The organism is Falsiroseomonas bella (assembly GCF_003173615.1).
Taxonomy (GTDB): Bacteria; Pseudomonadota; Alphaproteobacteria; order Acetobacterales; family Acetobacteraceae; genus Falsiroseomonas; species Falsiroseomonas bella.
Window position 1 is genome coordinate 19096 of record NZ_QGNA01000004.1, and the last position, 16920, is coordinate 36015.

The 16920-nt window shown below is 71.1% G+C and carries 16 protein-coding genes; 10 read left to right on the top strand and 6 right to left on the bottom strand.

The genetic code is table 11. From position 1 onward, the window contains the following. Positions 1–21 precede the first annotated feature (21 nt). Complete coding sequence (locus tag DFH01_RS16955) at positions 22–426, bottom strand: hypothetical protein (protein ID WP_109871692.1); 405 nt, start codon at positions 424–426, stop codon at positions 22–24. Between the two features lie 121 nt (positions 427–547). On the opposite strand from DFH01_RS16955, the gene DFH01_RS16960 reads away from it, so the two are divergent. Then, the gene (locus tag DFH01_RS16960; RefSeq protein ID WP_109871693.1) at positions 548–2869 is read left to right on the top strand and encodes a xanthine dehydrogenase family protein molybdopterin-binding subunit; all 2322 of its coding nucleotides are present in this window, start codon (positions 548–550) and stop codon (positions 2867–2869) included. Between the two features lie 36 nt (positions 2870–2905). Here DFH01_RS16960 and DFH01_RS16965 read toward each other — a convergent pair whose 3' ends face one another. Continuing rightward, positions 2906–3157 (bottom strand): hypothetical protein, encoded by a 252-nt coding sequence (locus DFH01_RS16965; protein ID WP_109871694.1) that lies wholly within the window; start codon positions 3155–3157, stop codon positions 2906–2908. 164 nt (positions 3158–3321) lie between these two features. Here DFH01_RS16965 and DFH01_RS16970 point away from each other — a divergent pair, with 164 nt between their 5' ends. Next, positions 3322–5292 carry an AfsR/SARP family transcriptional regulator gene (locus DFH01_RS16970; protein ID WP_199231268.1) on the top strand — a complete coding sequence of 657 codons (1971 nt, stop codon included), beginning with the start codon at positions 3322–3324 and terminating at the stop codon, positions 5290–5292. A gap of 37 nt (positions 5293–5329) precedes the next feature. Here DFH01_RS16970 and DFH01_RS16975 read toward each other — a convergent pair whose 3' ends face one another. From DFH01_RS16975 to DFH01_RS16985, 3 genes are all read right to left on the bottom strand, one after another. Further along, positions 5330–6208: a hypothetical protein gene (locus DFH01_RS16975; RefSeq protein ID WP_109871695.1), complete on the bottom strand. Its 879-nt coding sequence runs from the start codon at positions 6206–6208 to the stop codon at positions 5330–5332. Between the two features lie 86 nt (positions 6209–6294). Further along, complete coding sequence (locus DFH01_RS16980; RefSeq protein ID WP_109871696.1) at positions 6295–6906, bottom strand: hypothetical protein; 612 nt, start codon at positions 6904–6906, stop codon at positions 6295–6297. Between the two features lie 213 nt (positions 6907–7119). After that, on the bottom strand, positions 7120–7860 hold the full coding sequence (locus DFH01_RS16985; RefSeq protein WP_109871697.1) for a Crp/Fnr family transcriptional regulator: 741 nt from the start codon (positions 7858–7860) through the stop codon (positions 7120–7122). Between the two features lie 221 nt (positions 7861–8081). On the opposite strand from DFH01_RS16985, the gene DFH01_RS16990 reads away from it, so the two are divergent. Then, positions 8082–9062: an MBL fold metallo-hydrolase gene (locus DFH01_RS16990; protein ID WP_109871698.1), complete on the top strand. Its 981-nt coding sequence runs from the start codon at positions 8082–8084 to the stop codon at positions 9060–9062. Positions 9063–9258: 196 nt separating this feature from the next. On the opposite strand, the gene DFH01_RS16995 is transcribed toward DFH01_RS16990, so the two are convergent. Then, positions 9259–10278 carry a TerC family protein gene (locus DFH01_RS16995; RefSeq protein WP_109871699.1) on the bottom strand — a complete coding sequence of 340 codons (1020 nt, stop codon included), beginning with the start codon at positions 10276–10278 and terminating at the stop codon, positions 9259–9261. 389 nt (positions 10279–10667) lie between these two features. Here DFH01_RS16995 and DFH01_RS17000 point away from each other — a divergent pair, with 389 nt between their 5' ends. The 7 genes from DFH01_RS17000 to DFH01_RS17030 all read left to right on the top strand — a co-directional run bounded on the left by DFH01_RS17000 (position 10668) and on the right by DFH01_RS17030 (position 16876). Beyond that, a complete protein-coding gene (locus DFH01_RS17000) occupies positions 10668–10943 on the top strand; it encodes a twin-arginine translocase TatA/TatE family subunit (protein WP_109871700.1) in 276 nt (91 codons plus the stop codon). A gap of 161 nt (positions 10944–11104) precedes the next feature. Next, positions 11105–13126, top strand: coding sequence for a TRAP transporter permease (locus DFH01_RS17005; RefSeq protein WP_158287795.1), 2022 nt, complete (start codon positions 11105–11107; stop codon positions 13124–13126). Then, positions 13123–13734: a methylthioribulose 1-phosphate dehydratase gene (locus tag DFH01_RS17010; RefSeq protein WP_109871702.1), complete on the top strand. Its 612-nt coding sequence runs from the start codon at positions 13123–13125 to the stop codon at positions 13732–13734. The genes DFH01_RS17005 and DFH01_RS17010 overlap by 4 nt, the downstream gene beginning before the upstream one ends. Further along, positions 13731–14270, top strand: a complete 540-nt coding sequence (locus tag DFH01_RS17015) for a 1,2-dihydroxy-3-keto-5-methylthiopentene dioxygenase (RefSeq protein WP_109871703.1) — start codon at positions 13731–13733, stop codon at positions 14268–14270. The genes DFH01_RS17010 and DFH01_RS17015 overlap by 4 nt, the downstream gene beginning before the upstream one ends. After that, positions 14270–15013: an acireductone synthase gene (mtnC, locus tag DFH01_RS17020; RefSeq protein ID WP_109871704.1), complete on the top strand. Its 744-nt coding sequence runs from the start codon at positions 14270–14272 to the stop codon at positions 15011–15013. The genes DFH01_RS17015 and mtnC overlap by 1 nt, the downstream gene beginning before the upstream one ends. 55 nt (positions 15014–15068) lie before the next feature. Next, the gene (locus DFH01_RS17025) at positions 15069–16052 is read left to right on the top strand and encodes a magnesium transporter CorA family protein (protein WP_109871705.1); all 984 of its coding nucleotides are present in this window, start codon (positions 15069–15071) and stop codon (positions 16050–16052) included. Positions 16053–16300: 248 nt separating this feature from the next. Next, positions 16301–16876 (top strand): hypothetical protein, encoded by a 576-nt coding sequence (locus tag DFH01_RS17030; protein WP_109871706.1) that lies wholly within the window; start codon positions 16301–16303, stop codon positions 16874–16876. Positions 16877–16920: the final 44 nt, after the last annotated feature.

Here is a 16920-nt window from a genome sequence, read left to right on the forward strand (position 1 = left end):
CGCCCAGCCTGACCGGACGCGCTACCCGCCCTGGCTGCCCGTCTCCTCGCCGCGCAGCGCGGGCAGGGTGGTCAGCGCCTCCCCGGCCGCGCCGCGGGCCGCGTCGGGGTCCACCTGCTCGGCGCGCAGCGCCTGCATCGCCTCGCTCACTTCCTTCACCGCCGTCTCCCAGGGCGTCCCCTGGCGCGATCCGGCGGGCATCTGGAGCATCGCGCGCTCCACCTCGTTCAGCGCCTGGCGCAGCCGCGACATGGCAAGGGAGCCGTCCAGGCTGCCCTCGTCCATCCGCCGGAGCGTCTCGCGCAGCTCGGTCTCGGCCTGCCGCAGGGCCTTCGCGCCCTCGGCCAGTGCCGCGGGCTGGGCCAGCGCCTGGCCATAGGCCATCAGCCCCACTGCCAGGGCGGCGCGGATGCTTCGCATCTCCACCTTACGCACTCCTTGGTTACCGGCGCGGGAACGCCGCGCCCCCCGCACGGTTGCCCCCTTCACGAACCGCCCCGAGCCGTCAGATGATGCGGGACGGACACAGCGGGGGAAGGAAGGCCAGATGGCGAAGTTCGGATTGAGCCAGTCGGTGCGGCGCGTCGAGGATCCCCGCCTGCTGACCGGCCGCGGGCGCTACACGGACGACATCTCCATGCCCGGCCAGGCCTTCGGCGTGGTGCTGCGCAGCCCGCACGCCCATGCCCGGATCGCCTCGCTCGACGTCTCGGGCGCGAAGGCCACCCCCGGCGTGCTGGCGGTCATCACCGGCGCCGACATGAAGGCCGCGGGCCTGGGCGAGCTGCCCTGCATGATCCCGCTGAAGAGCCGGGACGGCTCGCCGCGCACCAACACGCCGCGCCTGGCGCTGGCCACCGACACGGTGCGCCATGTCGGCGACCCCGTCGCCTTCGTGGTGGGCGAGACGCTGCAGGCCGCCCGCGACGGCGCCGAGGCCATCATGGTGGACTACGACGTCCTCCCAGCCTCCACCGACCTCGCCACTGCGCATGAGGCGGGTGCGGCGCTGGTCTGGCCCGAGGCGAAGAGCAACATCTGCTTCGACTGGGAAGCCGGCGACCGGGCGAAGACCGACGCCGCCTTCGCGAAGGCTGCGCATGTCACGCGCCTGACGGTGGTGAACAACCGCGTCGTCGTCGCCTCCATGGAGGCCCGCGCCGCGGTCGCGGCCTGGGAGGGCGACCGGCTCACGATGCACACCAACACCCAGGGCTCCTGGCAGGTGCGCAACATGCTGGCGGACCAGATCTTCCGCATCCCGCAGGACAGGATCCACGTCCTGACCCCCGATGTCGGCGGCGGCTTCGGCATGAAGCTTTTCCTCTATGCCGAGCATGTCATGGTGGCCTTCGCGTCCAGGCAGGTCGGCCGCCCCGTGAAGTGGGCGAGCGAGCGCACGGAAGCCTTCCTCTCCGACACGCATGGCCGCGACAACATCACCTTGGGCGAGCTGGCGCTGGACGCGAACGGCAAGTTCCTCGCGCTGCGCACGAAGAACTGGGCGAACATGGGCGCCTATCTCTCCAACTACGCGCCCTTCATCCCGACCGGCGCCGGCACCAAGGTGCTCGCCAGCGTCTATGGGTTCGAGGCGATCCACGCCAACGTCCTCGGCGTGCTGACCAACACCGTGCCGGTGGACGCCTATCGCGGCGCCGGGCGCCCGGAATCCAACTACCTGGTCGAGCGCCTGATCGACACCGCCGCGCGCGAGCTGAAGATCGACCGCGTGGAGATCCGCAAGCGCAACATGGTCCCGCAATCGGCCATGCCCTACGTCTCCGCCATGGGCCAGCGCTACGACAGCGGCGACTTCGCGCAGCTTCTCGATGCCGCGCTGAAGAAGATGGACTGGGCCGGCTTCGAATCCCGCCGCGCGGAAGCGGCGAAGCGCGGCAAGAAGCGCGGCATCGGCCTCGCCTACTACCTGGAAGCCACCGGCGGCGCGCCCACGGAGAACGCCAAGGTCGTCTTCGCCGAGGACGGCAACGTCGACGTCTATGTCGGCACGCAATCCACCGGCCAGGGCCATGAGACGGCCTATGCCATGCTGACCAGCCACGAGCTCGGCATCCCGATGGACAGGATCCGCGTGAAGCAGGGCGATTCGGAGACGCTGCCCGATGGCGGCGGCACCGGCGGCGCCCGCAGCCTCTATTCGGAAGGCCAGGCGATCCTGGTGACGACGGCGAGCGTGATCGAGAAGGGCAAGCAGGCCGCGGCCGAGACCCTCGAGGCTGCGATCGGCGACATCGAGTTCGTGGCCCAGGGGCGTGACGGTCACGGCCGCTTCGGCGTGGTCGGCACGGACCGCGGCATCGGCATCCTCGACCTCGCCGCCGCGCAACGGAAGCGCGTGGCGGCCGGGCAGTCCGCCATCCTTCTCGACACGATGGAGACCGCGAAGATCGAGAGCCACACCTTCCCCAATGGCTGCCACGTGGCCGAGGTGGAGGTGGACGCCGACACCGGCCAGGTGACGGTGCCGCGCTACATCGTGGTGGACGACGTGGGCCATGCGCTGAACCCGCTGATCGTGCGCGGCCAGGTGCATGGCGGCGTCGCGCAGGGCGTCGGCCAGGCGCTGATGGAGCGCACCGCCTATGACAGCGGCAGCGGCCAGCTGCTCTCGGCCAGCTTCATGGACTACGCCCTGCCGCGCGCCGAGGACCTGCCCGACATCGACGTGGACCTGATCGAGGTGGACTGCCAGACGAACCCGCTCGGCGTGAAGGGCGCGGGCGAGGCCGGCGCGGTCGGATCGCCGCCGGCGGTCATCAACGCGCTGGTGGATGCCCTCGGTGGCCGCGCCGTGGACATGCCGGCGACGCCCGAAAGCGTCTGGAAGGCGCTGAGCGCGGCGTGATGCAGGCGGTGGCGCGCCGCGCCCGGATGCGGCGCGCTACCGCAGCGACATCAGCCGGCGCATCACCGCGCCATCCACCTCGAGGACCGGCCCGCCGGAGGGGGTGTCCTCGACGCCGATGTCGCTCCGCAGCGCCGGGTTCAGCTCATCGTCCATGAGCGGCCGGGCAAGCCGTGACTTGATCCACGCCAGGACCCCGGCGCCGCGACGCCGCAGCCCGATCCGGTGATCGCCGGCGCCGGCGGCGCCGGGCAGGTCGGCGGTGCCGGGGTGAAGGACGTGCTGCATGGCGTGCTCTCCTCTGCTGGTGGAGGAAGCTTCCGCCCGGCCCGCTTCGCCGGCGTTCGTGCCGGCGTGAAGCGCGGCGCCGCGTCGCCGTCCAAGGCGTGAAATCGGCGTGAAATCGTCCGGATTGCGCCTATGCTGCACGGCTCAGCGGGCTCGAGGGTGCCGTGCGGATCCGAATCCTGGGCGGGCTCGAACTGCGGTCGGCACAGGGCCAGCCGGTGCGCCTTCCGACCCGCAAGGCGGCCCTTCTGGTCGCCATGCTCGCCTGCGGCGCGAAGGGCCTGCGGCGCACGGCTCTGTGCGAGGCGCTCTGGCCGGATCGCGGCGAGGCCCAGGCCCGCAGCAGCCTGCGCCAGGCGCTCGCCGCGATCCGCGCCGCCATGCCGGAGGGCGACCAGGACCTCCGCCTGGACAGCGACACGGAGACCGTGCGCCTCGTCGCGGCGCCGCACGCCCTCGACCTCTGGCAGTTCGAGGCCCTGCTCGCGGGGCAGGCGCCCGATCGGCGCGCGGCGGCGGCGCTCTACCAGGGCGACCTGCTGGCCGGCATCCCGCTGCCCGACCCGCTCGACCAGTGGTTCGCCCCGCACCGGCAGGCCATCCGCCGCAAGGCGCTGGACCTTGTGGAGCAACTCAGCCGGGACGACGCGGAGGCGGACGGCACCGCCTGCGAGGCACTGGCCGGGCGGCTACTCGCCGCCGATCCCGCGGCCGAGGAAGCCCACCGCGCGCTGATCCGCCTCCGCCTCGCGCAGGGGCGCAGCAATGCCGCGCTGCGGCAGCTCGAACTCTGCCGGGAGGCGCTGCGGCGCGAACTCGATGCAGACCCCGAGCCGGAGACGCTTGCGCTGCTGCGCGACGGCGCGCGGGCAATGCCCGCCCCGCCCGCACCCGCCCCTCCCGCGCCCGCAGCCGCGCTGACGCCGCCGCCGCGCGGGGACCAGCCGGCCATCATCGTCATGCCCTTCGACAATCTCAGCGGCGAGGCCGACGGCTACTTCGTGGACGGCGTGGTGGAGGAGATCACCGGCGCGCTGTCGCGCGTGAAGGAGTTCTTCGTCATCGCCCGCCAATCCGCCTTCACCTACAAGGGCCGCTTCGTGGATGTGCGCGAGGTCGGACGCGAGCTCGGCGTCAGCTACGTTGTGGAGGGCACGGTGCGGCGCGGCGGCGACCGGCTGCGCATCTCCGTGCAGCTGGTGGATGCCGGCACGCGCGCGCAGCTCTGGTCCGACCGCTACGAGGGCGCGATCACCGACATCTTCGACTTCCAGGACCGCATCGCGTCGCAGGTGGCCGGCGCGATCCTGCCCACCGTGCGCAACGCGGAGATCGCCGTCGCCGCGCGCAAGCCGCCGGGCAATTTGCGCGCGCACGACCTGGTGCTGCGGGCCTATCCGCGCATCTGGAGCCACGACGCCGAGGAGAACGGCCAAGCCATCGCGCTGCTGCGCGACGCCGTGGCACTCGATCCGCGCTACGGCAGGGCGCATGCCCTGCTCGCCTGGTGCCATTCGCAGGACGTCGCCTATGCCTGGTCCGGCGATCCGGAGGCGAGCCGGGACGCCGCGCGCCAGGCGATCGAATCGGCCGCCGACGCGATCGCCGATGATCCGACCGCGCTGGCGGCCGTCGGCGCGGCGATCAGCCTGTGCCTGGATGACCTGCCGCGCGCCGCGTCCTTCATCGAAAGCGCGCTCGCGCTCGATCCGAATCATGCCTGGGCCTGGGCCCGCTACGGCTGGCTCGCGGTCTACCAGCAGCGCCAGGACGAGGCGATCCAGCGCTTCGAGCGGTCGCTGGCGCTGAGCCCGCTCGACCCGCTGGCCTTCAACCTGCGCATCGGCATCGCCGCCGCCTTCGGCTACAAGGGCGACTATGCCGAGGCCGCGCGCCGTATCCGGGCGGTGATCGATCGCCATCCCCGGGTGACCTGGGTCTACCGCATGCTGGCCTGGACCGCGGCGCTCGCCGGCGACCTGCCCACCGCGCGCGACGCGGCACGGAAGCTGACGGCCGCCAACCCGCATGCCTCGATCGAGATGATGCGGCGCTCGCACCCCGGCCGGCACAGCGCGGAGGCGTTCGATCGGATGATCGAAGGCTGGCGCCTGGCCGGGCTGCCGGAGCGGTAGCGGCGCGCGGCCCGTCGCTCGCCGCAGCGGGCAGCGGTCAGATCACCGGCAGCCGTTCGAGGACCCGCTCCGACAGCCGCGCTTCCGGCGCGGCGAGCCGGACCGCGTCCTCCACCGACCGCCGGATCGGCTCCAGGCCGAGCGCCGCGCAGACCGCCAGGTGGTCCTCCAGCAGCGGCTGCAACGCGGCGCGATCGAGCGCGATCTCCCGCGTGAAGCTCTCGCCCAGTCGCTGGAAGGCCGCCGCTTCCTCGGCCGTGGCATAGGCCTGCAGCTCGCTCCGCTCCTCCGCCACGAAGACCAGCGCGCGCGGCGGCACGCGGAAGGGCCGCCCGTCCTGCTCCAGCACCAGCCCGCGCGGCCCGCCCCACAGATAGCGCGGCACGAAGCCGCCGCGGTTGATCACCTCGCTGCCGTCGAAGGGCGCAAGCTCCGCCCCGAGCACCGCGCCCAGCCGCGCGCGCAGCGACCCGTCGAACAGCGCCCCCATCGGGAAGCCCAGGCAGGCCTCGCCGAACACCGCGCGGAACCGCGCCACGGCCGGCGCGCGCGGCCGCAGGTAGCGCGCCGTCACCGCCGGATCCTCCAGCCGGAAGGTCGCGGGCCGCGGCTGCCGGCGCCAGCTCGGCCGGCCGATCGTGGATTTCAGCTCGTGCAGGTAGTGGGAGAAGAAGGTCTCCACCGGGTCGCGCACCAGGATCGCGATCGTCACCGCATCCGCCTCCAGCACGCTGCGGATGCGATCGGCGCTGTCGTCCCGGTTCTGGATGTAGGAAGGCGAGGCGTCGAGCAGGATCTTCCGGTGCTCCTCCGCCGGGAAGCGCGACAGATAGGCGGAGCGCCCGCGCTGCTTCACCTCGCCGAAGAAGTTCACCTCCTTCGTCCCGGCGCTGCCGAACAGCTCCGGCCGCCGCATCAGCTGGTGGTACAGGAAGCTCGTCCCGGCCTTCGCCAGGCCGGGGACGATCAGGTGCCGGGTCGGCCCGCGGTAGCGCCCCTCGCTCAGCGGAACACCAGGTTCACGATGCCGCAGGTGTCGAGGCCGCGGCGTTCCTCGGCGCGGCCGTCCTGCCACACCACCCGCACGTCGTTCACGCACTCGCCCAGCGGCAGCCGCACCGCCAGGTGCTCGCCCGGGTTCATCGTCCGCGGCAGGCGCTGCTGCCCCCAGTTCTGGTCCCGCGCGGAGGAGACATAGACCTCCCGCATCGCCTGCTGCCCGTGGTTCACCAGGTTGAAGGAGGGGTTCCCCTGTGCCGGCTCCTGCGTGGAGGGCGGCGCCTGCGCCGCGCTGCCGAACACCATCTGGGTGATCCGGCAGGTGTCCTGGTTGCGCCGCTCCTCCGGCCGGCCATCGGCATAGACCACCCGCACATCCTGCCGGCACCCCGCCGAGGGCGGGATCCGCACCGGGAAGGCGCGGCCGTCCGGCAGGACGTCGCTTCCCAGCAGGTCATGCCCCCAGTTCGGGTTGCTCACCGGCGAGACATAGAGCTCGCGGATCGGCTGCCCGCTGCGGTTCACCAGGTTGAATGAGGGATCGGCCTGCGCCAGCGCCGGCCCGGCGGACAGCAGCGCCGCCAGGGCGGCAAGGACGATGCGGCGCAAGAGCATCTGGCGACGTGCAACCCTGGGCTGAACGGCCGGCAGGCTACCTCAGGCTGCGGAGAGAGGCGATGGGTCCGTGCAGGGCGTGCCGCCTTGGATAGCGGGCGGGCCGATTCAGACCTTCGGGGCTGCCGCCCCTCCGTTCATCGGGCCGCCTTGGATAGCGGGCGGGCCGATTCAGACCTTCGGTGCTGCCGCCCCTCCGGTCATCGGGCCGCGTCACCCCGCGATGCTGCGCGGCACCAGCGACTCGACCGCGGTCGGCCCTTCCCAGCCCGCGACTTCCTCCAGCCCCTCGCGGTCCAGGATGTCGAGCCGGCCCTTGGCCAGGGTCGCGAGGTTATCCTTGCGCAGCACCGCCAGCGCGCGGTTGGCATGCTCCACCGAAAGCCCGAGCGCATCGGCGATGTGGGCCTGCTTCAGCGGCACCGGCCCGCCGCGGGCGTCGGCGCCGCCGCGGCGCTGGATGCGGCCATGGACCTCCAGAAGCAGATGCGCCACGCGCCCCACGGCATCGCGCCGGCCGAGGCTGGTCAGGCGCTCGCGCAGCCGCGCGCGATCGCGGCTCAGCCCCTCGGCGTAGGACATGGCCACGCTGGGGTCGCGCCCCATGAAGTCGCACAGCCGGTCGCGGGCCAGGATGCAGAAGGAGGCATCGGTCAGCGCCTCCACCTCGGCGCCGTCCTCGGTGCGCTCCACCAGGTCGCCGGGCAGGTGGAAATCCAGCACCTGCCGCCGCCCGTCCGGCGTCGCCGTCCAGGTGAAGGCCCAGCCGGCATAGAGGGTGAAGACGCTGTCCCGGATCGCCTCGCCGGCCCGCACCAGCCGCACGCCGGAGCGCACCTTCGCGATCTCCCCGACGCGGGCCTGAGGCACCACCCGGAACAGTGCGAAGGGGCGCACGGCACAGGCCGCGCAGGCGCCGGGCAGAGGCGTCAAGCTGCTGGTGCTGCGGGTCATTTGCCTGTCGTTCCCCAACTTGTGTTGGAACCCGCCGCCGCAGGAGCCTTCCAACACGAGCAGGCTAGCGCCGTTGGAAGGTTAATGGAATGCGTTTTTGCTTAATATTGCGGGCGGCTCACGGCGCGGCGAGCAACGCTGCCATTCCGCCCGCGCGGGCGGCGCGTTTGCCCTGACGCACGGGCATGGCAACTTCGCCGGCCTGCAAGGAGAGCGCAGCGATGTCCGGTTTCGCATCCACCAATGACATGGCCGAAAAGAAAATTTCTTTCGACGAGCTTGGCCCGGGGCTCTTCGCCTACACGGCGGAAGGCGATCCGAATTCCGGCGTGCTCGTCGGGCCCGACGGCGTCGTCGTGGTGGATGCGCAGGCCACGCCCGCCATGGCGCAGGACGTCATCGCCCGCATCCGCGCCGTCTCGCCGCTGCCGGTGACGCAGGTGGTCCTCACCCATTACCACGCGGTGCGCGTGCTCGGCGTCGCGGGCTACGGCAAGCCGATCGTCATCGCCTCCGACGCCACGCGGGAGCTGATCGTGGAGCGCGGCCGGCAGGACATGGACAGCGAGATCGGCCGCTTCCCCCGCCTGTTCCGTGGCAAGGAGACGATCCCCGGCCTCACCTGGCCGACCCACAGCTTCGAAGGCTGCATGACGCTCTGGCTCGGCGAGCGCGAGGCGCAGGTCATCCATATCGGCCGCAGCCACACCGCCGGAGACACGGTGGTCTGGTGCCCGAAGGAGAAGGTGCTCTTCGCCGGCGACACGGTGGAGTTCGGCGCGACGCCCTATTGCGGCGATGCGCATTTCGCCGACTGGCCCGCGACGCTCGACGCCATCGCCGAGCTCGGCCCGGAGAAGATGGTCCCTGGCCGCGGCCGCGCGCTGATGACGAAGGCCGAATGCGCCGAGGCGATTGCCGGCACCCGCGCCTTCACCTCCGACCTGTTCGGCCGCGTGCGGCAGGGCGTGGAGAAAGGCTGGGAACTCAAGGAGATCTACGACGACACGATGGGCTTCATGCGCCCGAAATACGGGCAGTGGGTGATCTTCGAGCACTGCATGCCCTTCAACGTCACCCGCGCCTTCGACGAGGCAAAGGGCCTCGACCACCCGCGCATCTGGACCGCCGAGCGCGACGTCGAGATGTGGAAGGCGCTGGAGCACGGTACGGCCATGAAGGATGCCGAGATCCCGCGCTGAGCTTCGCGCCTCTCCCCCCTCAGGGGGGGAGAGGGCTGGGTGAGGGGGGCCGGCCCTTTCGCACGCCAGTCCGAGCCGTCCGGCCCCTCCACCCTACCGGTCAACCATCGCCACTCCGCGGCACCGGAAACAAAAAAAGCGGGGAAGGCCGCGCCTTCCCCGCCCTGGTTTCCCGCCGCCTCGAAGCGGCCGGCCTTCACTCCGCCGGCTGCAGCGGCTTCTGGTCGTTGTCGTTCCGCGTCTTCCACAGCGAGTAGAAGATGCCGCCCAGGATCATCGCCAGCGTGACGCCGAGCGAGATGGCCGGGTCCACCTTCCCGAAGATCTGGTTCCAGAAGATCTTGCCGCCGATGAACACCAGCACCAGCGCCAGCGCATACTTCAGGTAGTGGAAGCGGTGCACCATCGCCGCCAGCGCGAAGTAGAGCGCGCGCAGGCCCAGGATGGCCATGATGTTCGCGGTGTAGACAATGAAGGTGTCCGTGGTGATCGCAAAGATCGCCGGCACGCTGTCCACCGCGAAGATCAGGTCGGCGATGTTGATGACGACCAGCGCCAGGAACAGCGGCGTCGCCCACAGCACCACCTTGCCGCCCTTGGACGGGTCCGGCTTGCGCACGAAGAACTTCTGCGCGTGCAGCTCGTCGGTGACGCGCATGTGCTTCTTGAAGAACTTCACCACCGGGTTCTTGGAGATGTCCGGGTCGCTCTCGGGCACCACCAGCATCTTGATGCCGGTCGCGATCAGGAAGGCGCCGAAGATGTAGAGGACCCAGCTGTACTCCTGCACCAGCGCCGCGCCGATGCCGATCATGATGCCGCGCAGCACGATCACCGCGATGATGCCCCAGACCAGGGCGCGGTACTGGTACTTCCGCGGGATGGCGAAGAAGGTGAAGATCAGGCTGATGACGAAGACGTTGTCGATGGACAGCGCCTTCTCGATGAAGAAGCCGGTGAAATAGGTGATGCCGGCATGCGTGCCGTCGCTGGTGGTGATCTGCCCGGCCTCATAGGCCCACCAGATTGCGCCGCCGTAGAGGATGGCGAAGCCGATGTAGAAGGCGGAGAGGTACAGGCTCTCCTTGATGCCCATCTCCTTGTCGTCCTTGTTCAGGACGCCGAGGTCGAAGGCCAGCAGGGCGAGGACGATGGCGAAGAAGCCCGTCCACATCCAGATCGGCTTGCCGATCCACTCGAGGGCCAGAAGTTCCATGGCGGAGCCGTTCTCCCGAACACGCCCCGACCCGACGATGCCGGGCCCGGGCAACGTTTGCGATGCGATCCGACATCGCGGGAGCCTGGCCAAGCCTGTCGGCACGGCCGGTCCGCCAGAGGGGCCCGGATCGAGGGGCGCAAATGGCGCAATCTCCGACACGTTTCAAGATGGAGGATCGGAAATTTTCCGGCCACCGCGCCGTTAACCTCGGATCAGGGATTTGCCGGCCGGATTATCCATGGCCCCCCGTTGTCTCCCGGGCCGCGCCGGGCCATGTCCCGTTTGCGCCGGACCCCAACGCGGACTAGTGTCCGGCCCCGAAGGCAACCCGGCCGGCCGAGGGCAACCACCTGCGGACCTGCCGAATCTGGGATTGAGGCGTCGCGATGGGTTCGTTCAGCATCTGGCATTGGCTCGTGGTGCTGCTGGTCGTCCTGCTGCTGTTCGGCAGCGGCAAGATCAGCGGGCTGATGGGCGACCTAGCCAAGGGCATCAAGTCCTTCAAGCAGAACATGAAGGAGGACGAGGTCAAGGACGCCTCCATGGCCGCCGACGCCGCGTCGCAGACCCCGGCGCAGCCGGCCGGCAGCATCCAGGGCCCGCAGGGCGCCCAGGCGCAGCCGAGCCAGGGCGCCGCGAACCCGACCCGCCCCGCCGCCTGACCGGGCTGCCCTGATGGGCGGCCCGCCAGGCAGCATTGATCGCGCCCGCGCGCGCTTCTAGGTTCGCGCGCGGGAGGTCATGCCGCATGCCGGTCCAACCGGCGGCGGCGACGCGCCGACCCCGCCATGCGGGGCCGGCGCGATGCGTTTCGGGAGGGTTCATGACAGGGGTGCCGGTGCGCGAGGGCCCGACCGGGCCGGCCGACACGTTCGGCGCCGACGGCGTGGTCAACACCCAGGTTGACGACATGGAGTTCGCCTCCGCCCGCCGCGACCTGGCGGGCTGGCAGGGCCTCGCCTGGCGCGCCGCCGCCTCGGCCTTCGTGCTGTGGCACATGTGGATCCTGCTGGTACAGCCGGTGGATCCCACCGTCTCCCGCGCGGTGCATGTCTTCCTCGGCGCAGCCCTCGGCTTCGCCCTCTTCGCCCCGCGCGCCAGCGACCAGCCGGGCCGGCGCGTTGCCTGGTACGACTGGCTGCTGATGATCCCCTGCCTGCTCGTGCCGATGCACTACATCCTGGATGCCGACGGGATCGAGATGCGCTCCTTCATGGGGCCGAACTGGCAGGATCTCGCGGCCGGCGCCGTCGGCATCCTGATCGTCCTGGAATTCGCCCGCCGCACCGCGGGCCTCGTCATGCCGATGATCGCGGTGGTCTTCATCGCCTATTGCTTCGTCGGCCCCTGGATGCCCGGCATCCTCTTCCACCGCGGTGTCGAGTGGCAGGCCGCGGTGGTCGAGCTGTTCGGCAACAACGGCGTGCTCGGCACGATCGTGCAGGTCTCGGCCAGCTTCATCATCCTCTTCGTCACCTTCGCCGCCTTCCTCCAGGCGTCCAAGGCGGGCGACTACTTCAACGACCTCGCCCTCGCGCTGGTCGGCCGCGCGCGCGGCGGGCCGGCCAAGGTCACGGTCGTCTCCGGCATCCTCTTCGGCACCATCTCCGGCAGCGCAGTGGCGAATGTCGTCGCCTCCGGCGCCTTCACCATCCCGATGATGCGCCGCGTCGGCTACGACCGCGAGACGGCCGCGGCGGTCGAGGCCACCAGTTCCACGGGCGGGCAGATCACGCCGCCGGTGATGGGCGCGGGCGCCTTCATCATGGCCGAGGTGCTCGGCATCCCCTACACCGAGATCGCGCTGGCCGGGCTCATCCCGGCGCTGCTGTTCTACATCGCCAACTACATCCACTGCGACCTCAACGCCCGCAAGGCCGGCATCCGCGGCCTGACGCGGGAGGAACTGCCCCGCTGGGTGGACATTGCGCGGCGCACCTACATGGCCGCGCCGCTGGTGCTGCTGATCTTCGTGCTGCTCTCCGGCTATTCGCCCTTCCGCGCGGCGGCCATCGGCATCGCGGCGACCATCGCCATCATGCTGGGCACGGCGCTGGTCCACCGGATGGGCCTGCAGGGGCAGTCCCTGCCCGGCGCGGTCATCGGCGCCATCGCCGAGACGCTGGCGGCCATCGAGCGCGCCCTGACCGGCAGCGCGAAGGAGGTGATGCAGCTCATCGCCGTCTGCGCCGCCGCCGGCATCGTCGCGGGCGTGATCGGGCTCACCGGCGTCGGCGGCCGCTTCGCGACCATGCTGCTCGACATCGCCGGGACCTCCTCCTTCCTCGCGATGGTCTTCGCGATGGTGGTGGCGATCATCCTCGGCATGGGCGTGCCGACCACCGCGGCCTACGCCATCGCCGCCGCCGTCGTCGCGCCCGGCCTGATCCGCATCGGTGTCGAGGGCCTCGTCGCCCACATGTTCATCTTCTACTTCGCGATCCTCTCGGCCATCACGCCGCCGGTGGCGCTCGCCTCCTTCGCGGCCGCGTCCATGTCGGGCGGCGATATGTGGCGCACCAGCGTCGTCGCCGTGAAGCTCGGCCTCGCCACCTTCATCGTGCCCTACATGTTCTGGCTCTCGCCCGCGCTGCTGGCGCAGGGCGAGCTGTCCGTGATCCTGCAGGCCTTCGCCACCGCCACCGGCGGCGTCTGGCTGCTGGCCTGCTCGACCGAGGGCTGGATGCTGAACGGCCGCCTCACGATGCCGCTGCGTCTCGCCGCCGCGGCCGCCGGCCTGATGCTGATGGTGCCCGAGGTCTTCACCGACATCGCGGGCCTCGCGATCGGGACCGCGCTGGTGCTGTGGCAGCGCCGCGCCTTCCCCGTGGAGAAGCCTGCGTGACGCTTGAGGGTGCGGCAGCCGCGCTGGTCGCGGCGGGGCGGCGTCTCGACGCGCTCGGCCTGGTGCCCGCCACCGCCGGCAATTTCTCCGTGCGGCTGGACGCGCGGCGCCTGGCCGTCACCGTCTCCGGCCGCCACAAGGGCTTCCTCACCGCCGATGACGTCATGGTCGTGGACCTCGACGGCATCGCCGAGGACCCACGGAAGAAAAGCTCGGCCGAGACGCTTCTTCACTGCGGCATCTACCGCCGCTTCCCGCAGGCAGGCGCCGTGCTTCACGGCCATTCCATCGCCAACACTTTCCTTTCGCGCGCCGCCGGGAACGACCTCACCCTCGCCGGCTACGAGCTGCTCAAGGCCTTCCCCGGCCTGCCGACACACGACGCCGAGGTGACGCTGCCCGTCATCCCCAACGACCAGGACATCGCCCGCATGCAGCGCGGCCTCGACCTGCTCTGGGACGGCCTGCCCAGCATCCCGCCCGGCTACTTGATCCGCGGCCATGGTTCCTATGTATGGGCGCCCGACATGCCGGCCGCGCTGATGCGCATGGAAGCGCTCGAATTCATGCTGGCCTGCGAATTGGAGGAGAGGAGGCAACCGCGATGAGCCGCCTGACCGTCTGGAACGCCGACACCAACGACCAGCTCCTCGTCACCGAGGACCCGTCCCGCATCGCCGCCGAGCTCAAGGCCATCGGCGTCCGCTTCGAGCAGTGGCCCCGCGCCGACCTGCCCGCCGATGCCGATGCCGACGCGATCCTCGCCGCCTACCGCCCGCATCTCGACGCCTTCCTCGCCGCCACCGGCGCCGGCACGGCGGACGTGATCAAGCTCACGCCCGACCACCCGCAGAAGGACGCGATGCGCGCCAAGTTCTTGTCCGAGCACACGCATACGGAGGACGAGGTCCGCTTCTTCCACAGCGGCACCGGCAATTTCGTGCTGCACATGAATGGAAAGGTCTTCGACGCTCATTGCGGCCCCGGCGACCTGATCAGCGTCCCCGCCAACTCGAAGCACTGGTTCGACGCCGGCGAGAGCCCGAACTTCGCCGTGGTCCGCGTCTTCACCGACACCACCGGCTGGACGCCCCACTACACCGGCACCGACATGGCGGCCCGCTTCCCGGCCGCGACCGCCTGATGTCCGAAGCGCACCCCGAGCCCCCCCACGGCGACCCCGGCGTGGGGGAGGACGCGGTGCGCGCCATCGTCACCGACATCGAGGGCACGACCAGCGCCATCGCCTTCGTCAAGGACACGCTCTTCCCCTTCGCGGCGGCGAATCTCGACGCCTTCCTCGACGCCCGCGCCGCGGACCCCGCCGTCGCCGCGATCCTGTCCGAGATCCCCGGCCCCGACCCCCGCGCCACCCTGCGCCATTGGATGGCCGAGGACGCCAAGGTCACCCCCCTCAAGACCCTCCAGGGCATGATCTGGCGCGCCGGCTTCGAGGATGGGCGCCTCCGCGGCCATCTCTGGCCCGACGTCCCCGCCTGCCTCCGCGCCTGGGCCGCATCCGGCCTGACCCTCGCCGTCTATTCCTCCGGCTCGGTCGAGGCCCAGCGCCTGCTCTTCCGCCATTCCGCCGCCGGCGACCTCGAGCCCCTCTTCGCCGGCTTCTTCGACACCCGCACCGGCCCCAAGCGCGACGCCCGATCCTACGCGACCATCGTCGCCAGCCTCGGCACCAACGCGCAAGAAACCCTCTTCCTCTCCGACGTGGTCGAGGAACTGGACGCCGCCGCCGCCGCCGGCCTCCTCACCTGCCAGCTCATCCGGCCGCAGGACGGCACGCGCCCCGCCCACCGCCACGCCGAGGCCCCGGATTTCCCCGCCGTCGCCGCGCGCTTCGGCCTGCCCCCGCCTCAGCCCCCGCCGGGGTGACATCCCCGCACCCCCCGGGCTAGATCGCTCCACCCCCTCGGCGGGAGTTTCGGCCATGCTGACATCCTACGCCCTCGCCGAGGGCCGCCTCGTCGTGCGCGATGGCATCCTGCCCACCGCCGACCTCGCCCGCGCCGTCTGGATCGACCTCCTCAACCCCACCGCGGAGGAGGAACGCGCCGTCCAGGCCGCCCTTCGCCTCGAAATCCCGACGCGCGAGGAGATGGAGGAGATCGAATCCTCCTCCCGCCTCTACCGCGAGGACGAGACCCTCTTCCTCACCGCCAACTTCCTCCACGGCGTCGAGGGCGGCGAATACGGCTCCACCCCCATCACCTTCGTCCTCGCCAGCCAGGCCCTCGTCACCGTCCGCCACCAGACGCCGAAAGCCTTCGCCGTCTTCGCGCTCCGCTGCCAGAAATCCCCCGGCCTGCTCGCCTCGCCCGACGCCGTGATGCTCCACCTCTTCGAGCAGATCGTGGACCGCCTGGCCGACATCCTGGAGCGCATCGGCGCCAACATGGACCGCGCCTCCGCCGCCGCCTTCCGCAGCGCCAAGGCCAAGGTGAAGGCCGACAAGCGCGACGCCGACCTCCGCGGCGCCCTGATCACCTTGGGCGAGGTCGGCGAGGTCACCACCCGCGCCAGCGAGACGCTGCTCGGCCTCTCCCGCATCCTCACCTTCGTCGGCGCCGAGAAGGCCACCGCCGTCCGCAAGGAGAACCAGCCCCTCATCAAGACCCTGGTCCGCGACGTGCGCTCCCTCGTGGACCACGCGGGCGTGCTCAACAGCAAGGCGAACTTCCTGCTGGATGCGGTGCTCGGCATCATCAATGTCGAGCAGACCAACATCATAAAGACCTTCACCGTCGCCTCGGTCGCCCTGATGCCCCCCACCCTCATCGCCAGCATCTACGGCATGAATTTCTCGCATATGCCCGAGCTGAACTCGGCCTGGGGCTACCCCGCCGCCCTGCTGCTGATGATCCTCTCCGCCGCAGCCCCCATCCTCTACTTCAAGCGCAAGGGCTGGCTTTGATTCGTTCGCGCGTCCTCGCCGCCGCCCTGCTGCTTTCGCTGCTGGCGCTGCTGGCATCGCCCCCCGCACACGCTCTCCCTCTCCCCCCGCAGGGGGGGGGGGGGGGGGGGGGGGGGGCCACCCAGCCCCAGCGCGCCCCAATCACCCTCGCCCAAACCCAACCCCAACCCGCGCAACCCGCACAAACCCCCAGCACCCCCCGCCCCGTCTGCCCCCCGCGCGGCAACCCCACCCTCACCTTCGACCTGGTGGACCCCGAGCCGCGCGTCCTCTCCCCCGTCCCCGCCGCCACCCTCCGCCGCGAGGCCGGCGGCCATGACGACGGCCCCTTCCCGCATCACCTGGGCCTCACCGTTTCCCGCGTGGAATGGCGCACCGACATCACCGCCCGCTCCCGCGGCACCAGCCGCGGCCCGGTCTGCGCCGTGCCCGCCGAGGTCCGCCTGCGCCTGCTCCACGCCGAGCACACCATCCGCCTGGCGAAGGAGGTGCCCGCCGGCGGCTGCCTGGCGCGGGAGGTGCTGGCCCATGAGCGCCGCCACGCCGAGCTCAACCGCCGCACCCTCCGCGACGCCGCCGCCGAGCTGCGCATCGCGCTGCGCGCCTGGGCCAACAGCGTCGAGATGTTCGCCCCCGACGTCGCCACCGCCGCCCAGCTCATGCAGGAGGATCTTTCGCGCGCCCTGGAGCCCGCTTTGGCGAGGCTGCGCGCCGCGCGCGAGGAAGGCCACGCCGCGATCGACACCGCCGAGGAATACCGGAGGCTGGGGCGCGTGTGCCCGACGGATCAGCGGAGGCTGAGGGCGGCGCTGCGGGTGCAATGACCAGCCGCCCCGCCCTTAACGGCTGGAATCGTTTGCGGGTGTCG